The 21,468-nt window shown below is 71.3% G+C and carries 23 protein-coding genes and 1 pseudogene; 7 read left to right on the top strand and 17 right to left on the bottom strand.

The window, feature by feature from the left end; genetic code table 11:
• Positions 1-9 precede the first annotated feature (9 nt).
• Both ADL03_RS30950 and ADL03_RS30945 read right to left on the bottom strand, forming a co-directional pair.
• On the bottom strand, positions 10-660 hold the full coding sequence (locus ADL03_RS30950) for a response regulator transcription factor (RefSeq protein ID WP_197288791.1): 651 nt from the start codon (positions 658-660) through the stop codon (positions 10-12).
• Entirely contained in the window at positions 657-1,910 is a 1,254-nt protein-coding gene (locus ADL03_RS30945) for a sensor histidine kinase (RefSeq protein ID WP_197288790.1), read from the bottom strand. Before ADL03_RS30945 ends, ADL03_RS30950 begins: the two co-directional genes overlap by 4 nt.
• 213 nt (positions 1,911-2,123) lie before the next feature.
• Here ADL03_RS30945 and ADL03_RS30940 point away from each other — a divergent pair, with 213 nt between their 5' ends.
• Together ADL03_RS30940 and ADL03_RS50555 are read left to right on the top strand one after the other, a co-directional pair.
• The gene (locus ADL03_RS30940; RefSeq protein ID WP_053737120.1) at positions 2,124-3,428 is read left to right on the top strand and encodes an alpha-lytic protease prodomain-containing protein; all 1,305 of its coding nucleotides are present in this window, start codon (positions 2,124-2,126) and stop codon (positions 3,426-3,428) included.
• A gap of 68 nt (positions 3,429-3,496) precedes the next feature.
• Positions 3,497-3,805: pseudogene (locus ADL03_RS50555) on the top strand (MBL fold metallo-hydrolase); the annotation flags it as partial.
• 32 nt (positions 3,806-3,837) lie between these two features.
• Here the strand turns inward: ADL03_RS50555 and ADL03_RS30935 are convergent.
• Genes ADL03_RS30935 through ADL03_RS30925 form a run of 3 tightly spaced genes read right to left on the bottom strand, consistent with a single transcriptional unit; the run spans position 3,838 to position 7,017 of the window.
• Positions 3,838-4,260: a VOC family protein gene (locus ADL03_RS30935; protein WP_053737156.1), complete on the bottom strand. Its 423-nt coding sequence runs from the start codon at positions 4,258-4,260 to the stop codon at positions 3,838-3,840.
• Positions 4,261-4,270: 10 nt separating this feature from the next.
• Entirely contained in the window at positions 4,271-4,705 is a 435-nt protein-coding gene (locus ADL03_RS30930) for a helix-turn-helix transcriptional regulator (protein ID WP_369809040.1), read from the bottom strand.
• Positions 4,706-4,761: 56 nt separating this feature from the next.
• Positions 4,762-7,017, bottom strand: coding sequence for a glycosyl hydrolase family 18 protein (locus tag ADL03_RS30925; protein ID WP_197288789.1), 2,256 nt, complete (start codon positions 7,015-7,017; stop codon positions 4,762-4,764).
• A 181-nt stretch (positions 7,018-7,198) separates the two neighbouring features.
• On the opposite strand from ADL03_RS30925, the gene ADL03_RS30920 reads away from it, so the two are divergent.
• Both ADL03_RS30920 and ADL03_RS47560 read left to right on the top strand, forming a co-directional pair.
• Positions 7,199-7,645 (top strand): hypothetical protein, encoded by a 447-nt coding sequence (locus ADL03_RS30920; protein WP_053737117.1) that lies wholly within the window; start codon positions 7,199-7,201, stop codon positions 7,643-7,645.
• Between the two features lie 86 nt (positions 7,646-7,731).
• Positions 7,732-7,962, top strand: coding sequence for a hypothetical protein (locus tag ADL03_RS47560; protein ID WP_053737116.1), 231 nt, complete (start codon positions 7,732-7,734; stop codon positions 7,960-7,962).
• A 115-nt stretch (positions 7,963-8,077) separates the two neighbouring features.
• On the opposite strand, the gene ADL03_RS30910 is transcribed toward ADL03_RS47560, so the two are convergent.
• From ADL03_RS30910 to ADL03_RS30885, 8 genes are all read right to left on the bottom strand, one after another.
• Positions 8,078-9,073 carry a YdcF family protein gene (locus tag ADL03_RS30910; RefSeq protein WP_053737115.1) on the bottom strand — a complete coding sequence of 332 codons (996 nt, stop codon included), beginning with the start codon at positions 9,071-9,073 and terminating at the stop codon, positions 8,078-8,080.
• A 22-nt stretch (positions 9,074-9,095) separates the two neighbouring features.
• Positions 9,096-9,266, bottom strand: coding sequence for a hypothetical protein (locus ADL03_RS48880; protein ID WP_197288788.1), 171 nt, complete (start codon positions 9,264-9,266; stop codon positions 9,096-9,098).
• Between the two features lie 15 nt (positions 9,267-9,281).
• Entirely contained in the window at positions 9,282-9,434 is a 153-nt protein-coding gene (locus tag ADL03_RS48875) for a hypothetical protein (RefSeq protein ID WP_197288787.1), read from the bottom strand.
• 39 nt (positions 9,435-9,473) lie between these two features.
• Positions 9,474-10,205: a phosphotransferase gene (locus tag ADL03_RS30905; RefSeq protein WP_053737114.1), complete on the bottom strand. Its 732-nt coding sequence runs from the start codon at positions 10,203-10,205 to the stop codon at positions 9,474-9,476.
• A gap of 117 nt (positions 10,206-10,322) precedes the next feature.
• A complete protein-coding gene (locus ADL03_RS30900; RefSeq protein ID WP_231642503.1) occupies positions 10,323-10,811 on the bottom strand; it encodes a general stress protein in 489 nt (162 codons plus the stop codon).
• Entirely contained in the window at positions 10,801-11,232 is a 432-nt protein-coding gene (locus tag ADL03_RS30895; protein ID WP_053737113.1) for a DUF2243 domain-containing protein, read from the bottom strand. Before ADL03_RS30895 ends, ADL03_RS30900 begins: the two co-directional genes overlap by 11 nt.
• Positions 11,232-12,446 carry an Nramp family divalent metal transporter gene (locus ADL03_RS30890; RefSeq protein ID WP_053737112.1) on the bottom strand — a complete coding sequence of 405 codons (1,215 nt, stop codon included), beginning with the start codon at positions 12,444-12,446 and terminating at the stop codon, positions 11,232-11,234. The genes ADL03_RS30895 and ADL03_RS30890 overlap by 1 nt, the downstream gene beginning before the upstream one ends.
• 13 nt (positions 12,447-12,459) lie before the next feature.
• The gene (locus ADL03_RS30885) at positions 12,460-13,323 is read right to left on the bottom strand and encodes a manganese catalase family protein (RefSeq protein WP_053737111.1); all 864 of its coding nucleotides are present in this window, start codon (positions 13,321-13,323) and stop codon (positions 12,460-12,462) included.
• Between the two features lie 200 nt (positions 13,324-13,523).
• Here ADL03_RS30885 and ADL03_RS30880 point away from each other — a divergent pair, with 200 nt between their 5' ends.
• The 3 genes from ADL03_RS30880 to ADL03_RS30870 all read left to right on the top strand — a co-directional run bounded on the left by ADL03_RS30880 (position 13,524) and on the right by ADL03_RS30870 (position 18,376).
• Complete coding sequence (locus ADL03_RS30880; protein WP_053737110.1) at positions 13,524-14,204, top strand: BTAD domain-containing putative transcriptional regulator; 681 nt, start codon at positions 13,524-13,526, stop codon at positions 14,202-14,204.
• Between the two features lie 36 nt (positions 14,205-14,240).
• On the top strand, positions 14,241-15,686 hold the full coding sequence (locus ADL03_RS30875) for an aminotransferase class I/II-fold pyridoxal phosphate-dependent enzyme (RefSeq protein WP_053737109.1): 1,446 nt from the start codon (positions 14,241-14,243) through the stop codon (positions 15,684-15,686).
• Between the two features lie 140 nt (positions 15,687-15,826).
• Positions 15,827-18,376, top strand: coding sequence for a glycoside hydrolase family 97 catalytic domain-containing protein (locus tag ADL03_RS30870; protein ID WP_053737108.1), 2,550 nt, complete (start codon positions 15,827-15,829; stop codon positions 18,374-18,376).
• A gap of 24 nt (positions 18,377-18,400) precedes the next feature.
• Here ADL03_RS30870 and ADL03_RS30865 read toward each other — a convergent pair whose 3' ends face one another.
• The 4 genes from ADL03_RS30865 to ADL03_RS48865 all read right to left on the bottom strand — a co-directional run bounded on the left by ADL03_RS30865 (position 18,401) and on the right by ADL03_RS48865 (position 21,259).
• Complete coding sequence (locus tag ADL03_RS30865) at positions 18,401-18,589, bottom strand: DUF3072 domain-containing protein (RefSeq protein ID WP_053737107.1); 189 nt, start codon at positions 18,587-18,589, stop codon at positions 18,401-18,403.
• Positions 18,590-18,642: 53 nt separating this feature from the next.
• Positions 18,643-18,963: a hypothetical protein gene (locus tag ADL03_RS30860; protein ID WP_053737106.1), complete on the bottom strand. Its 321-nt coding sequence runs from the start codon at positions 18,961-18,963 to the stop codon at positions 18,643-18,645.
• Positions 18,964-19,486: 523 nt separating this feature from the next.
• The gene (locus ADL03_RS48870; protein WP_197288786.1) at positions 19,487-20,311 is read right to left on the bottom strand and encodes a hypothetical protein; all 825 of its coding nucleotides are present in this window, start codon (positions 20,309-20,311) and stop codon (positions 19,487-19,489) included.
• A 6-nt stretch (positions 20,312-20,317) separates the two neighbouring features.
• Entirely contained in the window at positions 20,318-21,259 is a 942-nt protein-coding gene (locus tag ADL03_RS48865; RefSeq protein ID WP_197288785.1) for a hypothetical protein, read from the bottom strand.
• Positions 21,260-21,468 lie beyond the last annotated feature (209 nt).

Below are 21,468 nucleotides of genomic sequence, written 5' to 3'. Positions count from 1 at the left end.
CGACGCTGGTCACCCGCCGGGCGTGACGATCCCCTGCTCGTAGGCGAACACGACCGCGTGCGTCCGGTCGCGCAGCCCCAGCTTCGACAGCACGCGGGACACGTGCGTCTTCACCGTCGTCTCCCCCAGGTGCAGCGCGGCGGCGATCTCCGCGTTTGACGTGCCCTTCGCGAGCTCGACGAGCACCTCGTACTCGCGGTCGGTCAGCTCCGGCGGCCGGGTGCGCGACGGCTGCCGCGGCGCGCTGAACCGGGCGATCACCCGGCGGGTCACCTCCGGCGAGAGCAGCGCGTCGCCGCGTGCCACCACGCGCACCGACTCGACCAGGTCCTCCGGTGAGGCGTTCTTCAGCAGGAACCCGCTCGCGCCCGCCCGCAGGGCCTCGAACAGGTAGTCCTCGCGGTCGAACGTCGTCAGGATGACCACGCGGGTGCCGCCACCGGCCGACAGGATCTGCCGGGTGGCCTCCAGGCCGTCCATCCGCGGCATCTGCACGTCCATCAGCACCACGTCCGGCCGCAGCGCCGCGACCAGTTCCACGGCCGTCGCGCCGTCGCCGGCCTCGCCGACCACCTCGATGCCCGGCTCGGTCCCGAGGATGACCCGGAACCCGGCACGCACCAGGTCCTGGTCGTCGGCCAGCACGACCCGCAGGCTCACGCGTTCTCCTCCGTCGGCAGCGATGCGCGCACAAGGTAACCCGACGAGCGCCGTGGCCCCGCTTCGAGTGTTCCGCCGTGCACCGCAACGCGTTCACGCATGCCGACGAGCCCGAAGCCGCCCTCGCCAGACGACCGGCCGCGGCCGTCGTCGGCCACCTCCAGCTCCAGAGCGGTGTCGAGGTACCGCATGCGCACGTCGACGTGGCCGGCCCCGGCGTGCTTCACCACGTTCGTCAACGCCTCCTGCACCACCCGGTACGCCGAGACGGCGACGGCGGGAGGAACGTCGCGCGGGGTGCCGTAGACACCGTGCGAGACCTCCAGGCCCGCCGAACGGGCGGTCTCCAGCAGTTCCGGCAGGTCGTCGAGCCCCGGCGCGGCCTGGAAGTCCTGCTCCGCGTCGGCCCGCAGCACACCCAGCAGCCCGCGCAGCTCGCTGATCGCGGTCCGCGCGGTCTTCTCCACCGTCTGCAACGCGTCCCGCGCCAGCGCCGGGTCCGAGTCCAGCACGCGCCGCGCGGCACCGGCCTGGATGCCCATGACCGACACGTGGTGGGCGACGACGTCGTGCAGGTCGCGGGCGATGCGCATGCGTTCCGCCGCGATCGCGCCGCGCACGTTGCGCTCCTGCGAGCGCCGCAGCTCGTCGGCCTGGAACTCCAGCTGCGCCTGCCGCCGTGCCGCCGTCCACGCCATCTCCCCGACCGCGTAGGCGAGGACGAAGAAGAAGATGTTGAACTCGAGTCCGTAGAGGACGCGGGCGAGCACCGGGTCCATCGCCCCGCGCAGCAGGTCGGGTGGCACGTCCGGCCCGAGCAGGAACTTCACGAGGTTGAAGCCGAGCCACAGGAACATCGCGACGATGACGCCGATCCGCGACCACCGCGCCAGCAACCGGTTCCGCTCCCACGCGCCGACCGTGAAGATCGCGAGGAAGAGGACCGCCGACGGCACCAGCGAGTCGCCCGACCTGTTCGCCTGCGCGGCGATGAACAACGCCGACACGACGAGCATGACCGCCAGCGGGTAGCGACGGCGCACGACCAGCGGGATCGAGAGCGCGACCGTCCAGGCGAGGTGCTCGCGCATCTCGGGCGGATCGGGGAACGCGTACCCGCCGATGCTGTCCACCAGCACGGTGAACTCCACCCCGGCCAGCAGCACGAGCACGGCGACACCGACGTCCCACCGCCGCTGGGCCGGCGTGGGACCGGGCCGCCGCCATTGCATCCACTCGGGCTCTTGCACCAGCCGACCCTATCTTTCCGCCGCACGCGCAAGGCGTTCCCACCAGGGCCGCGCCCGCACCGGACAGCTCGGGTCAGGGCCCGGCGACCTCGGCCGCACGAGGCCGGCACCGGGCCGACAGCGGTCCGTTCTTATGGCCAATTGGTATGTACCTATTGGTCTGGACCTCGTCCTAGGGTTTGACGGCAATCACCCTGCACGCTAGGAGCGGACATGAACCGCAAGCTCATCGCCGCCGCCACAGCGGCGGTCACGGCGGCCGGACTGGCCGCCGCGGTGGCGCTGACGACCAGCGCCACCGCGGCCGGCACGACCGACCCGGCCATGCTGGCCGCGATGGCCCGTGACCTGAACATCTCCCCTGAGCAGGCGCGCGAGCGCCTCGACGCCGAGAAGGTCGCCGGCCAGACCGACGCCACGCTGAAGTCGCAGCTCGGCTCCGCGTACGCCGGGTCGTGGCTGGACGGCACCGGCCGCACCCTCACCGTCGCGGTCACCGACCCGGCGCTGACGAACGCGGTCCGCTCGCGCGGCGCCGTCGCCACCACGGCGAGGCACAGCGCGTCCGCTCTGGACAGCGCGAAGACCAGGCTGGACGCCAAGGCCACCACCGCGCCCGGCGCCGTCCCCGGCTGGTACGTCGACGTGCGCACCAACAAGGTCACCGTGCTCGCCCGCTCCGGCGGTGAGGCGCAGGCCAGGGCGTGGGCGGCGGAGGCCGGTCTGCCCGGTGACATCGTCGCCGTCGAGGCCAGCACCGAGAACCCGCGGCCGCTGATCGACATCATCGGCGGCAACGCCTACACCATCCCGGGCGGCGGCCGCTGCTCCATCGGCTTCGCCGTCGAGGGCGGCTTCGTCACCGCGGGCCACTGCGGCTCCGCGGGCGGGCGCACCTCCAACCCCGGCGGCACCATCCAGGGCAGCAGCTTCCCCGGCAACGACTACGCCTGGGTCCGCGCCGACGCGGGCAACACCCCGCGCGGCCTGGTCAACCGCTACCCCGGCACCGTCCCGGTCGCAGGCTCCCAGGAAGCCCCCGTCGGCGCCTCGGTCTGCCGCTCCGGCTCCACCACCGGCTGGCACTGCGGCACCATCCAGCAGAAGAACGCCTCCGTCACCTACGCCGAGGGCACCATCACCGGCCTGACCCGCACCAACGCCTGCGCTGAGCCCGGCGACTCCGGCGGCTCGTGGCTGACCGGCGACCAGGCCCAGGGCGTGACCTCCGGCGGGTCCGGCGACTGCCGGTCCGGCGGCACCATCTACTTCCAGCCGGTGACCGAGATCCTGCAGGCCTACGGTCTGCGCCTGGTGACCTCGGGCAGCCCGACCACCCAGCCGACCACCACCACGACCACCCCGCCCGGCGGTGGCGGCACCTGGGCCGCGTACACCAACTACGCCAGCGGTGCCGAGGTCACCTACGACGGCACGTCCTACCGCGCGTTGCAGTCCCACACGTCCCTTCCCGGCTGGGAGCCGCCGAACACCCCTGCCCTCTGGCAGCAGCTCTGACGGCGCTCCCTCCCCCGCCCCCGACGGCCACCGCCGTCGGGGGCGCCCTGCGTCGAGCGGCCAGTAGCGTGACGACCACGGGGCTGGACCTGACCGTGCTCGGCAGCGCGACGCCGTACCCGAGCGCGGACAACCCGTGCTCCGGCTACCTGGTGTCCCACGGCGACACTCGCGTGTGGATGGACGCGGGCACCGGCACCCTCGGCCCGCTGCAACGCCACACGAGCCTGGCCGGGCTGGACGCGATCTGGATCTCCCACCTGCACGCCGACCACTGCGCCGACCTGCTCACCGCCTGCTACGCCCTGCTGTACGCCGACGTCGACCGCGACCCGGTCCCGCTGTACGGCCCGCCCGGCATCGCCGACCGGCTCGCCGGTTTCCTCACCAACGGCGCTCGGCGCCACCTTCACAGCTGGTTGACGCGCACCAGGTTGCCGGCCGGGTCGCGGAACGCGCAGTCCCGCACGCCCCACGGCTGGTCCTCCGGCTCCTGCAGCACCTCGCCCGCCCCGGTCGACTCGACCCAGGCCCTGGCCCGGTCGAACGTGCCCTGCAGGTCCTTGGTGGCCAGCGACAGCGCCGTGTAGACGCCCTTGGCCATGAGGACGGCGATCGTGCGGCGTTCCTCGTCGCTCACGCCGGGGTCGACGGCGGGTGGGTGCAGCACGATGCCGGTCTGCGGCTGGTCCGGCGGTCCCACGGTGATCCAGCGCATGGTGCCCTGACCGACGTCCTGGCGGACCTCGAACCCGAGCGCGTCGCGGAAGAAGCCGAGGGACTTCTCCGGGTCGTCGGTCGGCAGGAACGCGGCGGCGATGATGACTGACATGGCGGTCAACCTAATCGGACGGACCGGTGGCCGCTTCTCGATTCCTGATCGGCCGCATCACGGCCTTGGCCAGGCAGTGCGGGATGCCCTGGCCGTCGGTGGCGGCGACCTTGCGGTACTGGCTCGGCGACATGCCCACCAGCTCGGAGAACCGGGTGCTGAACGTGCCGAGCGACGTGCAGCCGACCTCGAAGCACACCTCGGTGACGGACATGTCGCCACGCCGCAGCAACGCCATCGCCCGTTCGATGCGGCGGGTCATCAGGTAGCTGTAGGGCGACTCGCCGAACGCCGCGCGGAACGCCCGCGAGAGGTGGCCCGCGGACAGGTGCACGCCGCGGGCCAGCGCCGCCACGTCGAGCGGCTGGCGGTACTCGCGGTCGATGCGGTCGCGGACCTTGCGGAGCAGCACGAGCTCCGCAAGGCGCGGGTCGGAGGCGGTCACGGTGACCAGCCTAAGACCCGCGCCTGACAGTTCGCTGACTGATCAGCGCGAACCGGTTAGCAGGCGCCCTGGTCGCGCCAGACGCCCCACTGACCGGTGGTGCCGGGCTCGTCGCCCTGCGTCCACCACTGGGCCCGCCACTTGCGGCCGTTGTGCGAGACGTCGTTGCCACCGTTGTAGACCTTCGACCGCTCCCACGCCGGCACCGCGCACACCGGCGGGTTCGACGTGGTCGTGGTCGTCGTGGTGGTGGAGGTCGGCGGGGTGCCACCGCCGATGCGCGGGTGGTCGGCCGAGATCGCGTAGGACTGGCCGCCGAACGTGAACACGAAGTTCGACGGCGTCGAGATCGGCAGCTGGTAGCTGACCGTCAGCTCGATCGACCCGCCCGGCGCGAGCGACTGCCACGACGGCAGCGTGAGCTCCGCCTTCTGGAAGTCGCCCTTCAGGCCGCCGACGTTGGACCCGCTGTGCCCCTTCGACACGACCTTGAGCCCGAACCCGGACTGGTCGGCCATGCTGCCGGGCGCGCTGGTGCCGTAGTCGAACGCGATCTTCGTGCCACCGGGGACGGTGACGTTCGAGCGGTTCGTGAACTTGATCTTCGGGTTGATCGGGTAGTTGTTGTCGCCCAGCGCGAAGCCGTAGACGTCCACGTCGACCGCGAGCACCTGCGACTGCTGGGTCGTGGCCTTCGCCGCACCGTAGGGCGCGGCGCCGTTGAGGCCGGAGCTGATGGTCGACAGCAGCGTGTCGCCGATGAAGTACTCCTTCTTCACCGCGTCATAGCCGTAGTCGCCGGCGAGCTCCCAGATCATGATGCCGCCGAGGCCCTTGTCGCGCACGTACTTGGCCTTGGCCGCGATCGACTGCTCGTTCTCGGTGGAGAGGAACACCTTCTTGTCGTTGTTCCACAGCCACGGTGACTGCATCGTGGTGTCGTAGAACGGCGAGTAGGTGCCGGTGATCCGGTCGGCCGGGTCGTTGACCGGGTCGAGGCCGTACTGCGCCGAGTACGACCCGGTGATCTTGTTCTCCAGGTTCTTCGTGTGCCACAACGGGTTCACGCCCGACGGCACCTCCGCGCCACCGGCGGTGACGTCGTGCCAGAGGTTGTCGACACCGGTCGCGCCGTTGCCGCACGGCGTGGTCGAGCCGACCGAGGTGCCGGTGCCGGGCGGGCACTGCGACTGGTTGGGCAGGGCCGCGCGGCCCCACAACCCGTTCGTGCCACCGGTGACGCCCTGCCAGCCGCGGGAGTAGAACGGCACGCCGACGTTGATCCGGCCGGCCTGCATGGCACCGCGGTAGTAGTGGTAGGCCCAGTCGGTGTTGAGGTAGCCCATGCCCTCGTACTGCGGCGCCGTGTACACGCCGCCGGCCGCGAGCTCGGCGTCCTTGCCGTCGTCGTAGAGCGCCGCGTTCGGGCCGACGAAGTGGTTCCAGGAGCCGTGCAGGTCGTAGCTCATCATGTTGAGGTAGTCGAGGTACTTGACCACCTGGTAGGCCTCCTGGCCGCGCAGCAGCCAGCCCGACGCGGGCACGGCGGCGGTCAGCAGGTAGTGCTTGCCGTCGGCGGCACCGGCGCGGTCCAGCTTCTCGCGCAGGGTCTTCATGATCGCCTGGTAGCCGGCCCACAGCGTGCCGCGGTTGGCGTTGGAGATCCAGAAGTCGTCCGGGTTGCCGGCGTGGTTGTTCGACGTCGCGTACTCGTAGTCGATGTCCGCGCCGTTGAACCCGTACTGGCGCAGGAACCCGACCACGCTGTCGGCGAACGTGTCGATGGCCGCCTGCGACTGGCCGAGCTTGTAGAACCCGCCCGAGGCGTTGCGGGTGCCGTCGGCGTTGAAGAAGCCACCGGTCTCCGCCCAGCCGCCGATCGAGATCAGCGTCTTGACGTTCGGGTACTGCTTCTTGAACTTCGTGAGCTGGTTGAAGTGACCCTTGTAGGGCAGCGACGGGTCCATCTCGGCACCCGCGACGCCCGGCCACTCCATGCCGATCGACGAGTTGTTCGCGTCGGGAGCACCCACGGAGATCTTGTTCTGCGCGTCGATGTGCGCGAACGCGTAGTTGAGGTGGGTGACCTTCGACCAGGGCACGTCCTTGGCGAGGTACCCCGGCTGGCCGTTCTTGCCGGTGCGCCAGCTGGTGAAGTACCCGATCACCCGGCGGGACTTGTCGGGTCCCATGTTCTCGCGGCCGGCGGTGTCGTAGACGGTGCAGTAGGGCACGTCGACACCCGGCGTCTTGTACAGCCCGTCCGGCCGGCAGTCCTCGTGGGCCGCGGCGGCGCTGGGCACGTTCGTCACTGCGATCAGGGTCCCGGCTAACAGGGCTAGCACCGGGACCACTCTGGCGAGCAGGCGCAAGGGAACGACCTCCTGGCTAGGGCGGCGGCCCCTGGGTAAACCGTAAAATGGTCCAGACCTTTTCGTCAACAGCCCGGTCACTGACAACGTTTGTCAGGGTTGTCCGGTTAGCGTCCCGCCCATGAGCGAGCACGACTTCGACTTCCTGCACGGGCGCTGGCACGTGACCAACCGCAAGATCGCCGACATCGCGGGCCGCGGCCGCGACTGGGTGGAGTTCTCGTCGAAAGCCGAGGTCAGGCCGGTCCTCGGCGGCGCGGCGAACGTCGACAGCCTCCACGCCGACGACTGGGAGGGCTTCACGCTGCGCCAGTACGACCCCGCGCGGCGGGTGTGGCGGATCTGGTGGGCCTCCACCCGCGCTCCCGGCCACCTCGACCCGCCGCTGGAGGGCGGCTTCACCGACGGGCACGGCGTGTTCCTCGGTGACGACGTGGTCGGCGGGCAGGCCGTGAAGCTGCGGTTCGACTGGACGGCGGGTGAGCGGCCGGTGTGGCGGCAGTCGTTCTCGCACGACGGCGGCGACACCTGGGAGGAGAACTGGGTCATGCGCTTCGAACGCGTCTGAGCTGCGCATTCCAAGATCTCGCAAACCGGGCCCGGCATGCTGGCCGCATCAACCGAAAGGGGGAGGCAATGCCGGGGAGGACAGCAATGGGGGCTCTCGTGCTCGCGGCGGCCGCGCTCGTACTGGGGGTGGGCGCGGCCGCCGCGGCGGACGACGGGGCGGGCTCGACGTCGGCGGACGGCGTCGAGTACCGGCTGGCACCGACGATGCCGCCGGAGCAGGCGCACGCCACGATGCCGCCGGAGCGGGTCCAGGCCACGATGCCGCCGGAGGTCGCTCCGGTGACCATGCGGCCGGACGCCGGAGGGGACCGTTAGAAACGGATGCCGGGCGCCGGGGCGACGACCCCGGTGACCGGCGTTCCGTGCGGCTGAGCGGTGCTACCGCGGCACCACCAACCGGGCGCAGGGCCGCCATGCGGGGTTGCGGTGGCTAGCCGATCTGCGTCAGCGCGAGCCCGCCCGCCATCAGCACCGCGCCCGCCAACGCGTGCACGCGCGGGTTCTGCGCCAGCAGCGCCACGAACTCCCGGATGAACGCGCTCGGCACGAAGTACCAGGCCGTCGGCGCGCCGATCACCTGCATCCGCAACCCGTGCGAGCGCGACAGCACGGCGGTGCGGAACACGTGGTAGTTGTTCGTCACGGCGACGACCTGCCCCGTGAGCCCGCGCTCGACCAGCAGCTCCTTGCTGTAGCGCAGGTTCTCGTCGGTCGTGGCCGCCTGGTCCTCCAGCACGATGTCGGTCTCCGGCACCTCGCGCTCCACCAGGTACCGCTTCATCGCGAGGGCCTCGGAGACCTCCTCGTCGGCGCCCCTGCCGCCGGTCACGACGATCACCGGTTCCCGTCCGGCCGAGCGTTCCCGCAGGTAGAGGTGCAGCGCGCGGTTGAGCCGGCTGGCCAGCAGCGGCGGCACGCGCGAGCCGTTCAGCCCGGCGCCGAGCACGACGATGCCGTCGAACCCGCTGCGCCGCCCGGTGCGGCCGTAGAGCACCGAGTACAGCAGCAGGCTCACGAACAGGAACGCGACGTAGGCCGACACGAGGAACAGCCCGATGGCGATGCCGCGGACCCAGTCGTTGGGCTGGGTGATGCCCCACGCGAAGTAGACCATCTCGCCGAACAGCGCGAGGCCGGCGAGGAACGACAGCAGGTTGCCCAGCGACCGGCCCTCGCGCTGGATCATCACCACGCCGTTCGCGAGCAACGCGAGCGGCAGGAGCAACAAGCCGAGTACGGCCAGCGCGAACGCCACCAGCAGCGGCAGGCTGACCGCCGGGTTGTCCCGCCCTGCCTCCGCGAGCAGCAGCAACGACAGGACCAGCGTGATGCCGAGCCAGATGGCGTTGCTCAGCCTGCGCCGGTCGCGCACCATGCCGACGACGAAGAACAGGGCGGGGACCAGTACGAGCAGAGCGACGAGCACCGGCCAAGGGTAGTACCGGTGATCAGTCGTCGCTCTCGGGCGTCGGCTGCTGTGGCTTGGGCCGCGGCCTCAGCTGCACGACGCCCTTGGTGAGGTCGAGGGGACCGGTCTCCTCGAAGTCCTCGCCGGTGCCCGAGTCGGTCGCCTCGCTGCGCAGCTTGCGACCGGGGAACAACTCACCCAACTGACCCATGCCTCGACTGTACCGTCAGAAGATTGCGATGAGCAGCACGATGAACGCGATCACGACCACGAGCGGCAGCCACGCGTTGAGCGGGCGCCTGCGGTAGTGGCTGCGCACCGTGGTGCTGCGGAACCAGCTGTACGGCGTGCGACGTCGGTGCCGCTGAACCCAAGGCATGTTTCCTCCCGGTGTCTTGTGCACCGGGGGTACCCGATTTCAGAACCAGCTACTCCGCTTTCGCACTCCCGCGAGCCCTTCCGCCGCGATCTCCGGCTTGCCGTTGTCGTTGCCGTGCAGGACCTCGTACCACGGCCCGATCCGGTGCCACAGCAACGATCGCTCGCGCAGCCCGTCCGTCACGCCGTAGGTCGCGGCGACCGCGTCGGCGAACTCCGGCGGCGTGGAGTGCAGTGCCCACGCGAGGTCGATCGCCGCGTCACCGACGTGCACGTCACCGAAGTCGATCACGCCGGTCAGCACGCCGTCGCGGCCCAGCACGTGTTCCGGCCCGAGGTCGCCGTGCACCAGCGTGTCCGCCGGCGCCGCCTCGATGGCGTCGAGCAGGTCGGCCTGGTCGGGCACGAGGGGCAGCACCTCCGCGCGGAACCGGTCCAGCGGCACCGGCGCGGGCCCCACGCCGTGGGCGACCGCGTCGGCCGCCGGGACCGCGTGCAGCGCCAGCAGGAACTCCCCCAGTTGCTTGCCCTGCACCGCGTTCAGCGTCGTCAGCTCGCCGCCGGGCACCAGCTCGTGCCGCGCCACGAACGGGTCCGCCGACACCAGCCGCGGCACCGGGACGGGCAACGGCAGCAACGGCGCGAGCCACGGCAGCACCGCCGCCTCGCGCCGCAGCAGCGCCTCGACCTCCGCCCGCTTCGGCCGCCGCTCCACCCACCGTCCACCCACGAGCGTCGCCGTGCTGTCCCAGCCCTCTCCCAAGTACGTCACGGCGTGAGTGTGGCAAGCCGTTCCCGCGAACACGAAACGACTTTCGCCCGCACATGCGGAAGCCGCCGCCCGCACCTCGTGCGGGCGGCGGCGGCTTCACCCGTCCGATGTCGAGCGTCAGAGCACGTACTTGCCCGCCCTGCTCGCGTGCGCACCGTCGACCAGCACGTCGTAGCGCTGCGCCTCCAGCGTCATCACGCTGGAGAAGTCCCGCTTGCCGCGGGTGGTCCAGTGCGCGGCGAACCCGAACACCGCACCCCAGAACGCGCCGATCACGAGGCTCAGCAGCAACATCCACGCCCACGCCACACCGGACGTGAACAGCCCGAACAACAACCCGATCAGCACACCGAACCAGGCGCCACCGGCCGCGCCGGACACCGCCGCGCGGGCACGGGTCATCCGGCCGGTCACCTGCTCGACGGTGCGCACGCCGTCACCGATGATCCGCACGTGCTCGACCGGGAACCCGTCGTCGGACATCCGGTCGACCAGCCGCTGGGCCTCCGCGTAGTCGGAGAAGCTCGCGAGCAGGCTCGACCGCGAGGTCGTCTGGGTCGTCACGGGGGCGGTCGGCGGGTCGATCCGCGCAGGCTCAGGAGTCACGGCCTACGGCTAACCGGTTCGACCGCCGCGCAAACACGAGCCCGATTGCCAGCAGCGCCGCGCCGGAGGCGAGGAACGCCAGGTCGTAGCCGAGCTGGCCGGGACCGGGCCGGACGTGGTGGATGCCGAGCACCTGGTGGTCGATCACGCCCTCGACCAGGTTGAACGCGCCCCAGCCCGCGAGGATCCCGCCCAGCAGCACCCGGTCCGGCAGCGGCGCCCGCCGGTTGAGCAGCGCCACCCCGACGAGCACGAGCACCAGGCACAGCAGGTGGAACAGCCCGTCGCCGACCATCATGAGCCGCATGTCCGAGGCCGGGTACCAGCCCGACAGCATGTGGTGCCAGCCGAGCAGCTGGTGGATCACTATGCCGTCGAGGAAACCGCCGATACCGAGTCCGAGCACCACTGCCGCGAGCATCAGCCGACCACCGTCCGCACGAGTAGGAACAGGTTCAACGCCGAGATGACCCCGGCCGCCGCCGCACCGGTGAAGGTGGTCCGGCGCCGGTTGGCCGCCGCGCCCATCACGTCGCGGCGGCGGGCCAGCAGGACCATCGGGACGAGGGCGAACGGGATGCCGAACGACAGCACGACCTGGCTCAGCACCAACGCCTTCGTCGGGTCGACGCCCAGCGCCAGCACGGCCAGCGCGGGCGTCATCGTGATCGCACGCCGCAGCCACAGCGGAATGCGCCTGCGCAGGAACCCCTCCATCACGACCTGGCCGGAGTAGGTGCCCACGCTGGACGCCGCCAGCCCGGAGGCCAGCAACGCCAGGGCGAACGCCAGCGCCGCACCGGGACCGAGCAGCTGCCCGAGCCCGGAGTGCATGTCCTGCAACGACTCCCGCGGCGCGCCGGTCCGGTGGAACGCACCGGCGGCCACGACGAGCATGCTCACGTTGACCACGGCCGCGATGCCGAGCGCGACCACGATGTCGGCGCGGCTGGCCCGCAGCACGCCGCTGAGGTCACCGGACCCGTGGTGGCGCTGGGTCAGCGCCGAGTGCAGGTAGATCACGTGCGGCATGACGGTCGCGCCGAGCATCCCGGTCGCGAGCAGCACGCTGTCGACCCCTGCGAACCCCGGCACCAGACCGGCCGCCGCGCCGGTCAGGGGCCCCAGCTGCAGGGTCTGGTAGAGGAAGCCGCCGAGCACGACCGCCAGCAGCCCGATGATCACCGACTCGAACCGGCGCCGCCGCAGCGGTGCCAGCGCGAGGATGCCGAACGACACCACGGCGGTGATCAGGGCGGCCGGCAGCAGCGGGACGCCGAACAGCAGGTTCAGCGCCACCGCCGCGCCGACGAACTCGGCCAGGTCGGTGGCCATGGCCACCAGCTCCGCCTGCACCCACAGCAGCCGGGTCACCGGCCGCGGGTAGTGCTCGCGGCACAGCTCCGGCAGGTTGCGGCCGGTCACGATGCCCAGCTTCGCGGACTGGTACTGGACGAACATCGCGAGCAGGCTCGCGCTGACGATCACCCACAACAACAGGAACCCGTGCGTCGCGCCGCCCGCCATGTTCGTCGCGAAGTTGCCGGGGTCGACGTAGGCGACCGCGACGACGAACGCGGGCCCCATGACGACGGCCGCCGAGCGGACGCGAGCTGGCACCGTGATGCCGACCATCAGAAGACCCTCCTCACGTGAGCTTGCGGATGGCCTTCTCGATCAGCCCGAGGTTCGCCGGGCTGGTGGCGTACAGCAACGGGTCCGGCATCGGCGCGGAAGCCTTGCCGCCCAGCGGTTCCGGGTTCATCACGTAGGAGAACTCGTGCGCGCCGTCCGGCGTGGTGCCCGACGCCCAGCCGCCCTCGGCGCCCGCGGGCCCGTCGGAGTTGTGCCAGATCGTGGCCGCGTGCTCGGCGTGCTCCTCGTCGAACAGCGCGCTCGGCGAGATCGGGCCCTCCAGGCCGTCCTCCTGCAGCTCCTCGATCGCGGCGAGCCACATGTTCTGGTGGGCGGTGTCGCGGGCGAGGTTGAACTTCAGCATGTCGCGCACGCCGGTGTCGTCGGTCATGTTGTAGAGCCGCGCGGTCTGCAGCCGGCCCTGTGCCTCGGCGGCGACGTTGGCGCGGAAGTCGGCCATGAGGTTGCCGCTCGCGACGATGTAGCGGCCGTTCCACGGCACCCCGTTGCTGTCGGACAACGTGGGCCCGCCACCGCTCACGATGGCCTGCTGCGGGTCCATGCCGCCGATCACCGCGGCCACGACCGGGTCGTCGGCGACCGCCTGCGCGGTCACCTCGGACGGCGCGTTCTCCAGCAACCGCGCGACCATCGTGGCGAGCATCTCGACGTGACCGATCTCCTCGGTGGCCACGTCCATGATCAGGTCCTTGTACTTGCCCTCCATCCGGCAGTTCCAGCCTTGGAACAGGTACTGCATCGTGACGGTCATCTCGCCGAACGCGCCGCCGATCAGCTCCTGGAGCTTGCGGGCGTAGTGGGCGTCCGGGCGGTCCGGCTTCGCCTCGAACTGCAACCTGCTGGTGTGCAGGAACATCGTGCCTCCCGTGTGGTTGAGGACTGCACGGCGAAGTTAGGAAGCCGGTGTGACCCGCACGGTGCGACACCACCACGCGCACGACACGGCCGCGTCACGGCGGCTGGTCAGGACGGAGCAATTTCGCACAGGGATGTGTGAGGCGGCGGCCTCCGGGCACTCGGCGACTCCTGATGTCGGCGGCACGGCAGGTGACTCACATGGCGCAGTTGCACATCCAACTGCTCGGCGGTTTTCGGTTGGACTGCGACCACACGTCCGTCCACGTCGTACCCGGCGCGCGCAGACTGCTCGCCCTGCTCGCGCTGAGGGACACACCGGTGCCGCGCCCGGTCGCCGCGGCACTGCTGTGGCCCGGCGCGACCGAGCGGCGGGCCGGTGCCTGCCTGCGGTCGTCGCTGTGGCGGCTGGTCAAGCCGTCGACTCCACTGGTCGTGGTCACCGAGGACGCGCTGGCGCTGGGCCGCGAGGTCTCGGTCGACTTCCGCCAGGCCTACGCGTTCGCCGCCACGCCCGGTGCCCGTCCCGAGGCGCTGGCGCTGCTCACGGCCGACCTGCTGCCGGGCTGGTGGCAGCCGTGGGTGCAGACCGAACGGGACTGGTGGCGGCAGGCGCGGCTGCGGGCGCTGGAGGCGCTCAGCGACCGGTTCCGCGCCTCGGGCGACCACCACCACGCCCACCAGGCCGCGCTCGCGGCGGTACAGGCCGACCCGTTGCGGGAGAGCGCGCACCGCACGCTGGTCGAGCTGCACCTGGCCGACGGCAACCCGGCGCAGGCCGTGCGCCAGTACGAGAGCTACCGCGCCCGGCTGCGCGCCGAGCTGGGGCTCGAACCGTCGCACCACATCCGCGAGCTCGTCGGGCCGCTGCTGCGGGCGTGAGGTTCGAGGTGCGCCCGAACGGGCTACTCCCCGTGCATGGACCACAGCAAGGCGCCAGTGCTCGAAGCACTGCAGGACTTCCGCTCCCGCGGCTACGTGCCGTTCACCCCGCCCGGCCACCGCCAGGGCCGCGGCGTCGACCCGCGCGTGCTCGACGTGCTGGGCGAGGAGGTGTTCAGGGCCGACGTGCTCGCCTTGAACGGACTGGACGACCGGTTGATGACCAACGGCGTCATCGAGCACGCGCAGGAGCTGATGGCGGACGCGGTCAACGCCGAGCAGGCTTTCTTCTCCACGTGCGGCAGCTCGCTGTCGGTCAAGAGCGCCATGCTGTCGGTGGCGGGGCCGCACGAGAAGCTGATCGTGCCGCGGCACGCGCACAAGTCCGTGGTGTCCGGCCTGATCCTCAGCGGCGTCCGCCCGGTGTGGCTCAGCCCGCGCTGGGACGCCGACCTGCACATGTCGCACCCGCCGGGTCCCGAGGAGGTGCGCGCGTTGTTCGAGGCCGAGCCCGAGGCCAAGGGCATGCTGCTGGTGACACCCACCGACTACGGCACGTGCGGTGACATCGCGGCGATCGCCGAGGTGTGCCACTCGTTCGGCAAGCCGCTGATCGTGGACGAGGCCTGGGGCGCGCACCTGCCGTTCCACGGCGGCCTGCCGCAGTGGGGCATGGACGCGGGCGCCGACGTCGTCGTGACGAGCGTGCACAAGTCCGGTGCCGCCGTGGAGCAGAGCTCCGTGTTCCACCAGCAGGGCGACCTCGTCGACCCGGCGGTGCTCAAGGCCCGCGAGGACCTGCTCGGCACGACCAGCCCCACCTCGCTCGTCTACGCCACGCTGGACGGCTGGCGCCGGCACATGGTCGAGCAGGGCGAGCACCTGATCACCGCCGCGCTGGCGCTGGCCGAGCGGACGCGGGCCGAGATCTCCACGCTGCCCGGCCTGGAGGTCATGGACTTCACCCACCGCACGCACTCGTTCGACCCGTTGAAGATGGTCATCGACCTGTCCGGGCTGCACATCAGCGGCTACCAGGCCGCCGACTGGCTGCGCGCGGAGCAGCGCGTCACGGTCGGGCTGTCGGACCACCGGCGGATCGTCGCCCAGTTCACCCACGCCGACGACCAGCGGACCGCCGACGTGCTCGTCGAGGCGTTGCGGGCGTTGACGGCGGCCGGGCTGCCCTCGCCCAAGCCGGTGGACCTGCCCTCGCCGGACGAGCTGCAGCTGGAGATGGCGATGCTGCCGCGCGACGCGTTCTTCGCCGAGGTCGAGCAGGTGCCGGCGGAACGGGCGGCGGGCAGGGTCGCCGCCGAGATGATCACGCCGTACCCGCCGGGGGCACCCGCGGTGCTGCCCGGTGAGGTGATCACCGATGCGGTGCTGGACTACGTGCGCAGCGGCCTCGCGACGGGCATGGAGCTGCCGGACCCGGCCGACTCGAAGCTGGAGACCGTGCGCGTGGTCGCACGCGGCTGACCCCGCTCCCCCACCGGCGCAAGACCTCGGGCAGGACAGATTTCTGTCCTGCCCGAGATCATGTGCACCGTTGACCACCGCTCCCGGGACACGCCAGGGTGAGAACGTTCTCACCGCCGGACTCCGGGGAGCTGACAACGATGTCAAGGCTGTTGGCCGCGCTCACGACCCTGCTGCTGCTCCTGCCCGCCCCCGCCACCGCCGCACCCGGCCGATGGCGGATAACGGGCCCGTCGCCGCTGGTCGCCACGGTCGAGCTGGCCGGCGGCGTGCCCACGTTGAGCGTGTCCCGAGCCGGGCAGACCGTGCTGGCGGCGGCACCGATCGGCCTGCGCACCACGACCGCCGACCTCACCACCGGCCTGCGGGTCGTGAGCCGCAGGGACCGGGTCGTCACCGAGCGGTACTCGATGACGACGGGCAAGCAGCGGCAGCGGTCCGCGACCATGACCGAGACGACGCTGACCTTCGACGGCGCCGCGCGGTTCGACGTGGTCGTGCGGGTCGCACCGGACGGCGTGGCCTACCGGTACGTGCTGCCCGCCGCGATGACCGTGACCGGGGAGGCCTCCGCGTTCCGGCTGCCCGCCGACGCGCCGGCCTGGCTGCTGCCCTACAACGCCTGGTACGAGGCGAACCGCGTGCGGACGACGGCGGGCGCTGCGAACGGCGAGTTCGGCCACCCGTCGCTGTTCCGCGTGGGCGACCAGCACGTGCTGCTCACCGAGTCCGACGTGGACGGCCGGCACTCCGGCAGCCGGCTGCGGCACACCACCGGTGACTACGAGGTCGCGCTGGCCGATCCGCAGGTGACACTGACGAAGACCCCGTGGCGCACGGCGATCATCGGTGACCTCGGGACCGTCTCCACCTCCACGCTCGTCGACGACCTCGCCTCGCCGTCGAAGCTCGCCGACACCTCGTGGATCCGGCCGGGCAAGGTCGCGTGGTCGTGGCTGAGCGAGCACGACAGCCCGCGCTCGTTCGAGCGCCAGAAGCAGTACGTCGACTTCGCCGCCCGCACCGGCTGGCCCTACGCGCTCATCGACGAGGGCTGGAGCTCGGCGTGGGTGCCGGAGCTGGTCAGGTACGCCCGCGCCCGCGGTGTGGAGATCCTGCTGTGGCTGCACTGGAGCGACCTCGACACCGCGGAGGAACGCGACACCCTGCTCCCCCGGTTCCAGCGGTGGGGCGTGAAGGGCGTGAAGATCGACTTCATGGAGTCCGACTCCCAGGCCCGGTACCAGTGGTACGACGCGGTGCTCGCGAAGACCGCGTCCCTGAAGCTGATGGTGAACTTCCACGGCTCGACGATCCCGCACGGCCTCGCACGGACGTGGCCGCACATCATGACCATGGAAGGAGTGCGCGGCGCCGAGAACTACCCGCCGGCAGCCAACAACCCGGTGCAGTTCTTCACCCGCAACGTCGTCGGCTCGATGGACTACACGCCGGTCTCGCTGGAGGTCGGCACGCGCGAGGCCTCGGTCGCGCACGAGGTGGCGCTGCCGGTGGTCTACGAGTCCGGCTGGACGCACTTCGCCGACAAGCCGGAGGCCTACGAACGGCACCCGCAGGCGTTGCGGTTCCTGAACCAGGTGCCGACGACATGGGACGAGACCCGGCTGGTGAGCGGCGACCCGGACACGCACGCCGTGGTGGCCCGGCGCAACGGCACCCGCTGGTTCCTCGGCGCGATCTCGGCCGACGCCCGCACGGTCGACGTGCCGCTGGGGTTCCTCGGCGGCGGGCAGTGGCTGGTCGAGACGGTCCGCGACCCGGCGGAACGCGGTGACGTGACGCGGGACCGGCAGGTGCTGCCAACGGCGCGGACGTTGTCGGTGGCGGTGGGGCGCAACGGCGGGTTCGCCGCGGTCGCCTGCCCCTACCGGCCCGGCCTGCAGACCTGTGACCAGGCCGTTCCTCAGGTCCCGGCGACGACGCTGAGCATCACGCCCACCGAGGTGGACGTCGCCCAGGGCACGTCGTTCAGCGTCTCCGGCACGTTCACCAGCACCGCCGACGTGTCCGACGTGGTGCTGACGGTCGCGCCACCCGCGGGCTGGACGGTGACCGGCGCGCCGGTGACCCGCGCGACGCTGCGGGCGGGCGAGTCGATCACCGGCCGGTGGGACGTCCGGGCGGGCGGCCCGGTCGGGTTCACGGACGTGCCGGTGTACGCCGAGTTCCGCGCGCATCAGACCGTGCACGTCGAACAGGCCGTGCGCGCGTTCGTGCCGCCACCGGCGCCGAGCGGGACTCCATTCGTGAGCGACCTGCCGTTCGTGAGCGAGTCCAACGGCTGGGGCCCGGTCGAACGCGACCGCTCCAACGGTGAGACCTCGGCGGGCGACGGCCGGCCGTTGCAGATCGCGGGCGTCACCTACGCCAAGGGCCTGGGCACGCACGCGCCGGCCGACGTGACGTTGTACCTGGGCCGCGGCTGCCGGGCGTTCGACGCCTCGGTCGGCCTCGACGACGAGACCACGTCACCCGGTTCGGTCAACTTCCAGGTCTACGGCGACGGCCGCCTGCTGCACGACAGCGGCGTGGTGCGCGGCGGCGACCCGGCCCGGCCGGTGTCCGTGGACACGACCGGGGTCCGGATGCTCGACCTGCGGGTCACCGACGGCGGCGACGGCCGCAACTTCGACCACGCCGACTGGGCGGACGCACGCCTGACCTGCTGAACTGGTAGCGGGCCGGGACGGCGTTCAGCTGCCCCGGCCGGTCTTCTCCTGCAACCGGTCGATCAGCTGCGACGCCTCGACCTTGGTGAGCTCGCCCGGCACCTCCTCGCCCGCTTCCTGGGCGAGGGTGTGCAGGTAGGACTCCTGCGGCCCGGTCATCGGCTCGTCACCGGTGGTCCAGTCCTGCGGGTCCTTCTCCGGACTGCGGTTCACGGTCGTCCCCTTTCACTCGAACGCCCGTTCGAGATACCCGGGACGACCGTCCTTCACACCCGGATCGGCGTGGTCGGTGGACTGGCCTGGCTCGGCAGCAGCACCTGGGCCTGCTGTGCGGCCGTGGGCTGGTGCCGGAACTGCGCCAGCAGCCGTTGGGCCACCGTCAGCAGCGTCCGCGCCTCCATCAGCTCGCCGTAAGCGACGTGCTCACCGGCGGCTTCCACACAAGCGACCACCTCCGGTGGCACAGCGCCGGCCAGGGCCACCGCATCGCGGAGGTCCTCGCTGACCTGCCCGGCGGACCCGGTTCGGAGATGACTCAGTGCCGCGCTAACAGCATCGTCGAGCTGCACGGTGATCGCCGCCTTCACAGCCTGTGTTCCGCGCCGACTGCTTGACGCGCCCGGCGGGAGTACCCGGCTTCCACGCCCTCAAACCAGCACTTCACCCGGTCCGGTGACGGTGCCGCACGAACGACAAAGGCGCGTCCCGCGCAGGGGACGCGCCTCGTTCACCACCGATCAGCAAGATCGCCGCGAGTTCGGGACCGGACGTGGCGACGACACGTCTTCACGACGCGGGACGCAGGTCCCGGTCGCTCGCCACCAGGTCGTGCCACGTCCGGCCGCGCTGGCTCGGCGGTGCGGAGCCGTCCGCCGTGCAGATCGGGTAGACCAAGCCGAAAGGAACGGGCTGATCGAATTCGTCACCAGTGTGAACGTCGACCAACCGACGCACGTGTGCCATCACAACCACTCCTCACGACCGAACGGGGCCGCACGCGTCCGGGCAATCGCCGGTGGCGGGGGGACCGGGGTTTGGGATCACTGATTACCCCGCGAGCTGCGTTAACATGCGCGTAACCGTTGCTGCATAAGAGTGAAACCGTATGTCCTAAGTGGACACTGTCACCGTCAGGTCACCGTCGTGCGGGACGGTCAGGATCCGCATCCGCCGGCCGGGGTAGCTGATCGAGGAGGCGGTCCGCAGCGCCGGCACGAGCGGTTGGCCCCAATCGAAGCGCAGCCGCACCCGGCCGCGGGTCAGCGTCAGCCCGCGGGCGTCGAGTGCCACGTCGTCCGAGTCCTTTACCACCAAAGGAATTTGCTCGGTCGCCGGACCGGACGCGTGCACGGTCCTGACGATCCGGTCACCGACGGTCACCTCCGTGACCACCTCGGCGGACCGGTACCGGAACCGGTACGGCTCTCCGCCCAGGAGCTCGACCTGTTGCGCGCCATCGGAATCCGGCCGCTGCCCCGGCAGCACGGTGGCCCAGCACGCGTGGTCGTTGTTGTTCATCGACTGGACGACGGTCCCCGCCACCGGGTGCCAGAGGAACGTGAGACCGGTGCGCGCCAACCGGGTCGCCCGCCGCGTCCCGAAGTAGCCGCCTAGGTAGAACTTCGGCCGGCGGACGAACAGGAAGTCCTGTCCCTGGTCGCTGCGGACCTCGGTGAAGTGCGCGCGCTGGTACGGCAGCCGCGCGACCGCCGCCGTGCGCGAGGCCCGCGTGGGGTAGCGCTCTCCATATATGGCGTGAGCCAGGATGCGTGGAGAGGTGTCGGGCTTGGTCAACGTGGGCGCCGGCGCCGGGTCCGCTGCCCACGCCGCCCGTGCCGCGGCCAGGTCCTCGCGGCTGGACACGAACGCGGCCAGGTCCGGGACCGAGGCCACGAACTGGTTGTTGAGCGCGGTGCGTTCCGGGTCGGGGCGCACGTCGGCCTAGAACCGGGAGGTGGTGCGGGAGTTCGGCGCGACGTTGGCGAACCAGCCGGAGCCGTCGGGCTCGCGCAGCAGGTTGTAACCGAGCCAGTCGGTGTACCGGCGGGCCATCGTCACGAGGTTCGCGTCACCGGACTGCCGCCACGCGTCGGCCAGCTCCGGCAGCATTACCTCGAAGTTGTAGTTGGTGTCGGCGCCGGACTCCTCGTAGAAGAAGCCGGCGGGGCTCTGGCCGGTGGCGGCCAGCCGGGCGAAGGCCGCGGTCAGCTGGTGCGCGAGCGCCGGGTCGGGGTCGTGCCTCAACGCGAGCGCGGCCCCCGCGAGGCCCGAGGTGGTCTGGTTGGCCCACGTCAGCCTCGGCTGCCACACCGTGTCGTTGGCCGGGTTCAGGAACCACGTCATCGCCCGCTTCAGCGCGGCCGAGAGCTGGGCCTGCCGGGCGGGTAGCACGCCCGCGCGGCGCAGCAGGGCGTTCGTCTTGCTCAGGTACCCCATGGCGAACCCGGTGGCCGCCAGCGAGTGCTGGTCGCGCGAGTACTCCGGCCACGACCCGTCGGCGTGCTGCAGGCCGAGGTAGTGGCCGAGCCCTGCGTCGAGCGCGGCGAGCAGGGCGGCGTTGCCCCGGTACGGGTTCCAGGGGCGGGACTGCGTGGCGAACCAGGCCAGCGTGTAGACGTGCTCCTGGACGCGGGCGTTGTAGGTCGCGGCCGGGCTGCGCCACCAGCCACCGGCGAAGAAACCACCGCTCGTCATGTCCGCCACCATCGGCGAGACCGCCAGCAGGTACGGCGCGAACCGCTGCTCCTCGGGTGCGAACAGGCGGCGGTCGAGCGGGCCGGCGGGTGGGGGCGCGGGCAGGGCGAGCGCACGGCCGGGCAGGGCGGCGAGCAGACCGGCCGCGGTGGCACCGGCGATCAGGCTGCGACGACTGAAAGAGTTCACGGGCCTACCTCCTTGGCCGAGCACCCTCGCTCCCCCGCACCGCGCCCGTCAAGATGCTAATTCGAATTATTACTGGGTTGACGACACGCACACCGACGTCGCAGAATTCTTGCCAATTCGAATTGGCAGGTGCTCATGGCCAAGCGGCTCACCCAGCAGGACATCGCCAGAATGGCCGGCGTCAGCCAGGCCACGGTGTCGCTGGTGCT

This window comes from Nocardia sp. NRRL S-836 (assembly GCF_001279525.1).
GTDB lineage: Bacteria > Actinomycetota > Actinomycetes > Mycobacteriales > Pseudonocardiaceae > Lentzea.
This window is presented reverse-complemented; position numbering and strand designations above follow the sequence as displayed.

Coding starts and splice junctions, on each gene's coding strand:
- ADL03_RS30875 (WP_053737109.1), top strand. CDS start 14,241: ATGGACCACAGCAAGGCGCCAGTGCTCGAAGCACTGCAGGACTTCCGC.
- ADL03_RS30880 (WP_053737110.1), top strand. CDS start 13,524: ATGGCGCAGTTGCACATCCAACTGCTCGGCGGTTTTCGGTTGGACTGC.
- ADL03_RS30870 (WP_053737108.1), top strand. CDS start 15,827: ATGTCAAGGCTGTTGGCCGCGCTCACGACCCTGCTGCTGCTCCTGCCC.
- ADL03_RS47560 (WP_053737116.1), top strand. CDS start 7,732: ATGGGGGCTCTCGTGCTCGCGGCGGCCGCGCTCGTACTGGGGGTGGGC.
- ADL03_RS30885 (WP_053737111.1), bottom strand. CDS start 13,323: ATGTTCCTGCACACCAGCAGGTTGCAGTTCGAGGCGAAGCCGGACCGC.
- ADL03_RS30890 (WP_053737112.1), bottom strand. CDS start 12,446: ATGGTCGGCATCACGGTGCCAGCTCGCGTCCGCTCGGCGGCCGTCGTC.
- ADL03_RS48880 (WP_197288788.1), bottom strand. CDS start 9,266: ATGGGTCAGTTGGGTGAGTTGTTCCCCGGTCGCAAGCTGCGCAGCGAG.
- ADL03_RS30920 (WP_053737117.1), top strand. CDS start 7,199: ATGAGCGAGCACGACTTCGACTTCCTGCACGGGCGCTGGCACGTGACC.
- ADL03_RS30935 (WP_053737156.1), bottom strand. CDS start 4,260: ATGTCAGTCATCATCGCCGCCGCGTTCCTGCCGACCGACGACCCGGAG.
- ADL03_RS48875 (WP_197288787.1), bottom strand. CDS start 9,434: ATGCCTTGGGTTCAGCGGCACCGACGTCGCACGCCGTACAGCTGGTTC.
- ADL03_RS30940 (WP_053737120.1), top strand. CDS start 2,124: ATGAACCGCAAGCTCATCGCCGCCGCCACAGCGGCGGTCACGGCGGCC.
- ADL03_RS30895 (WP_053737113.1), bottom strand. CDS start 11,232: ATGCTCGCGGCAGTGGTGCTCGGACTCGGTATCGGCGGTTTCCTCGAC.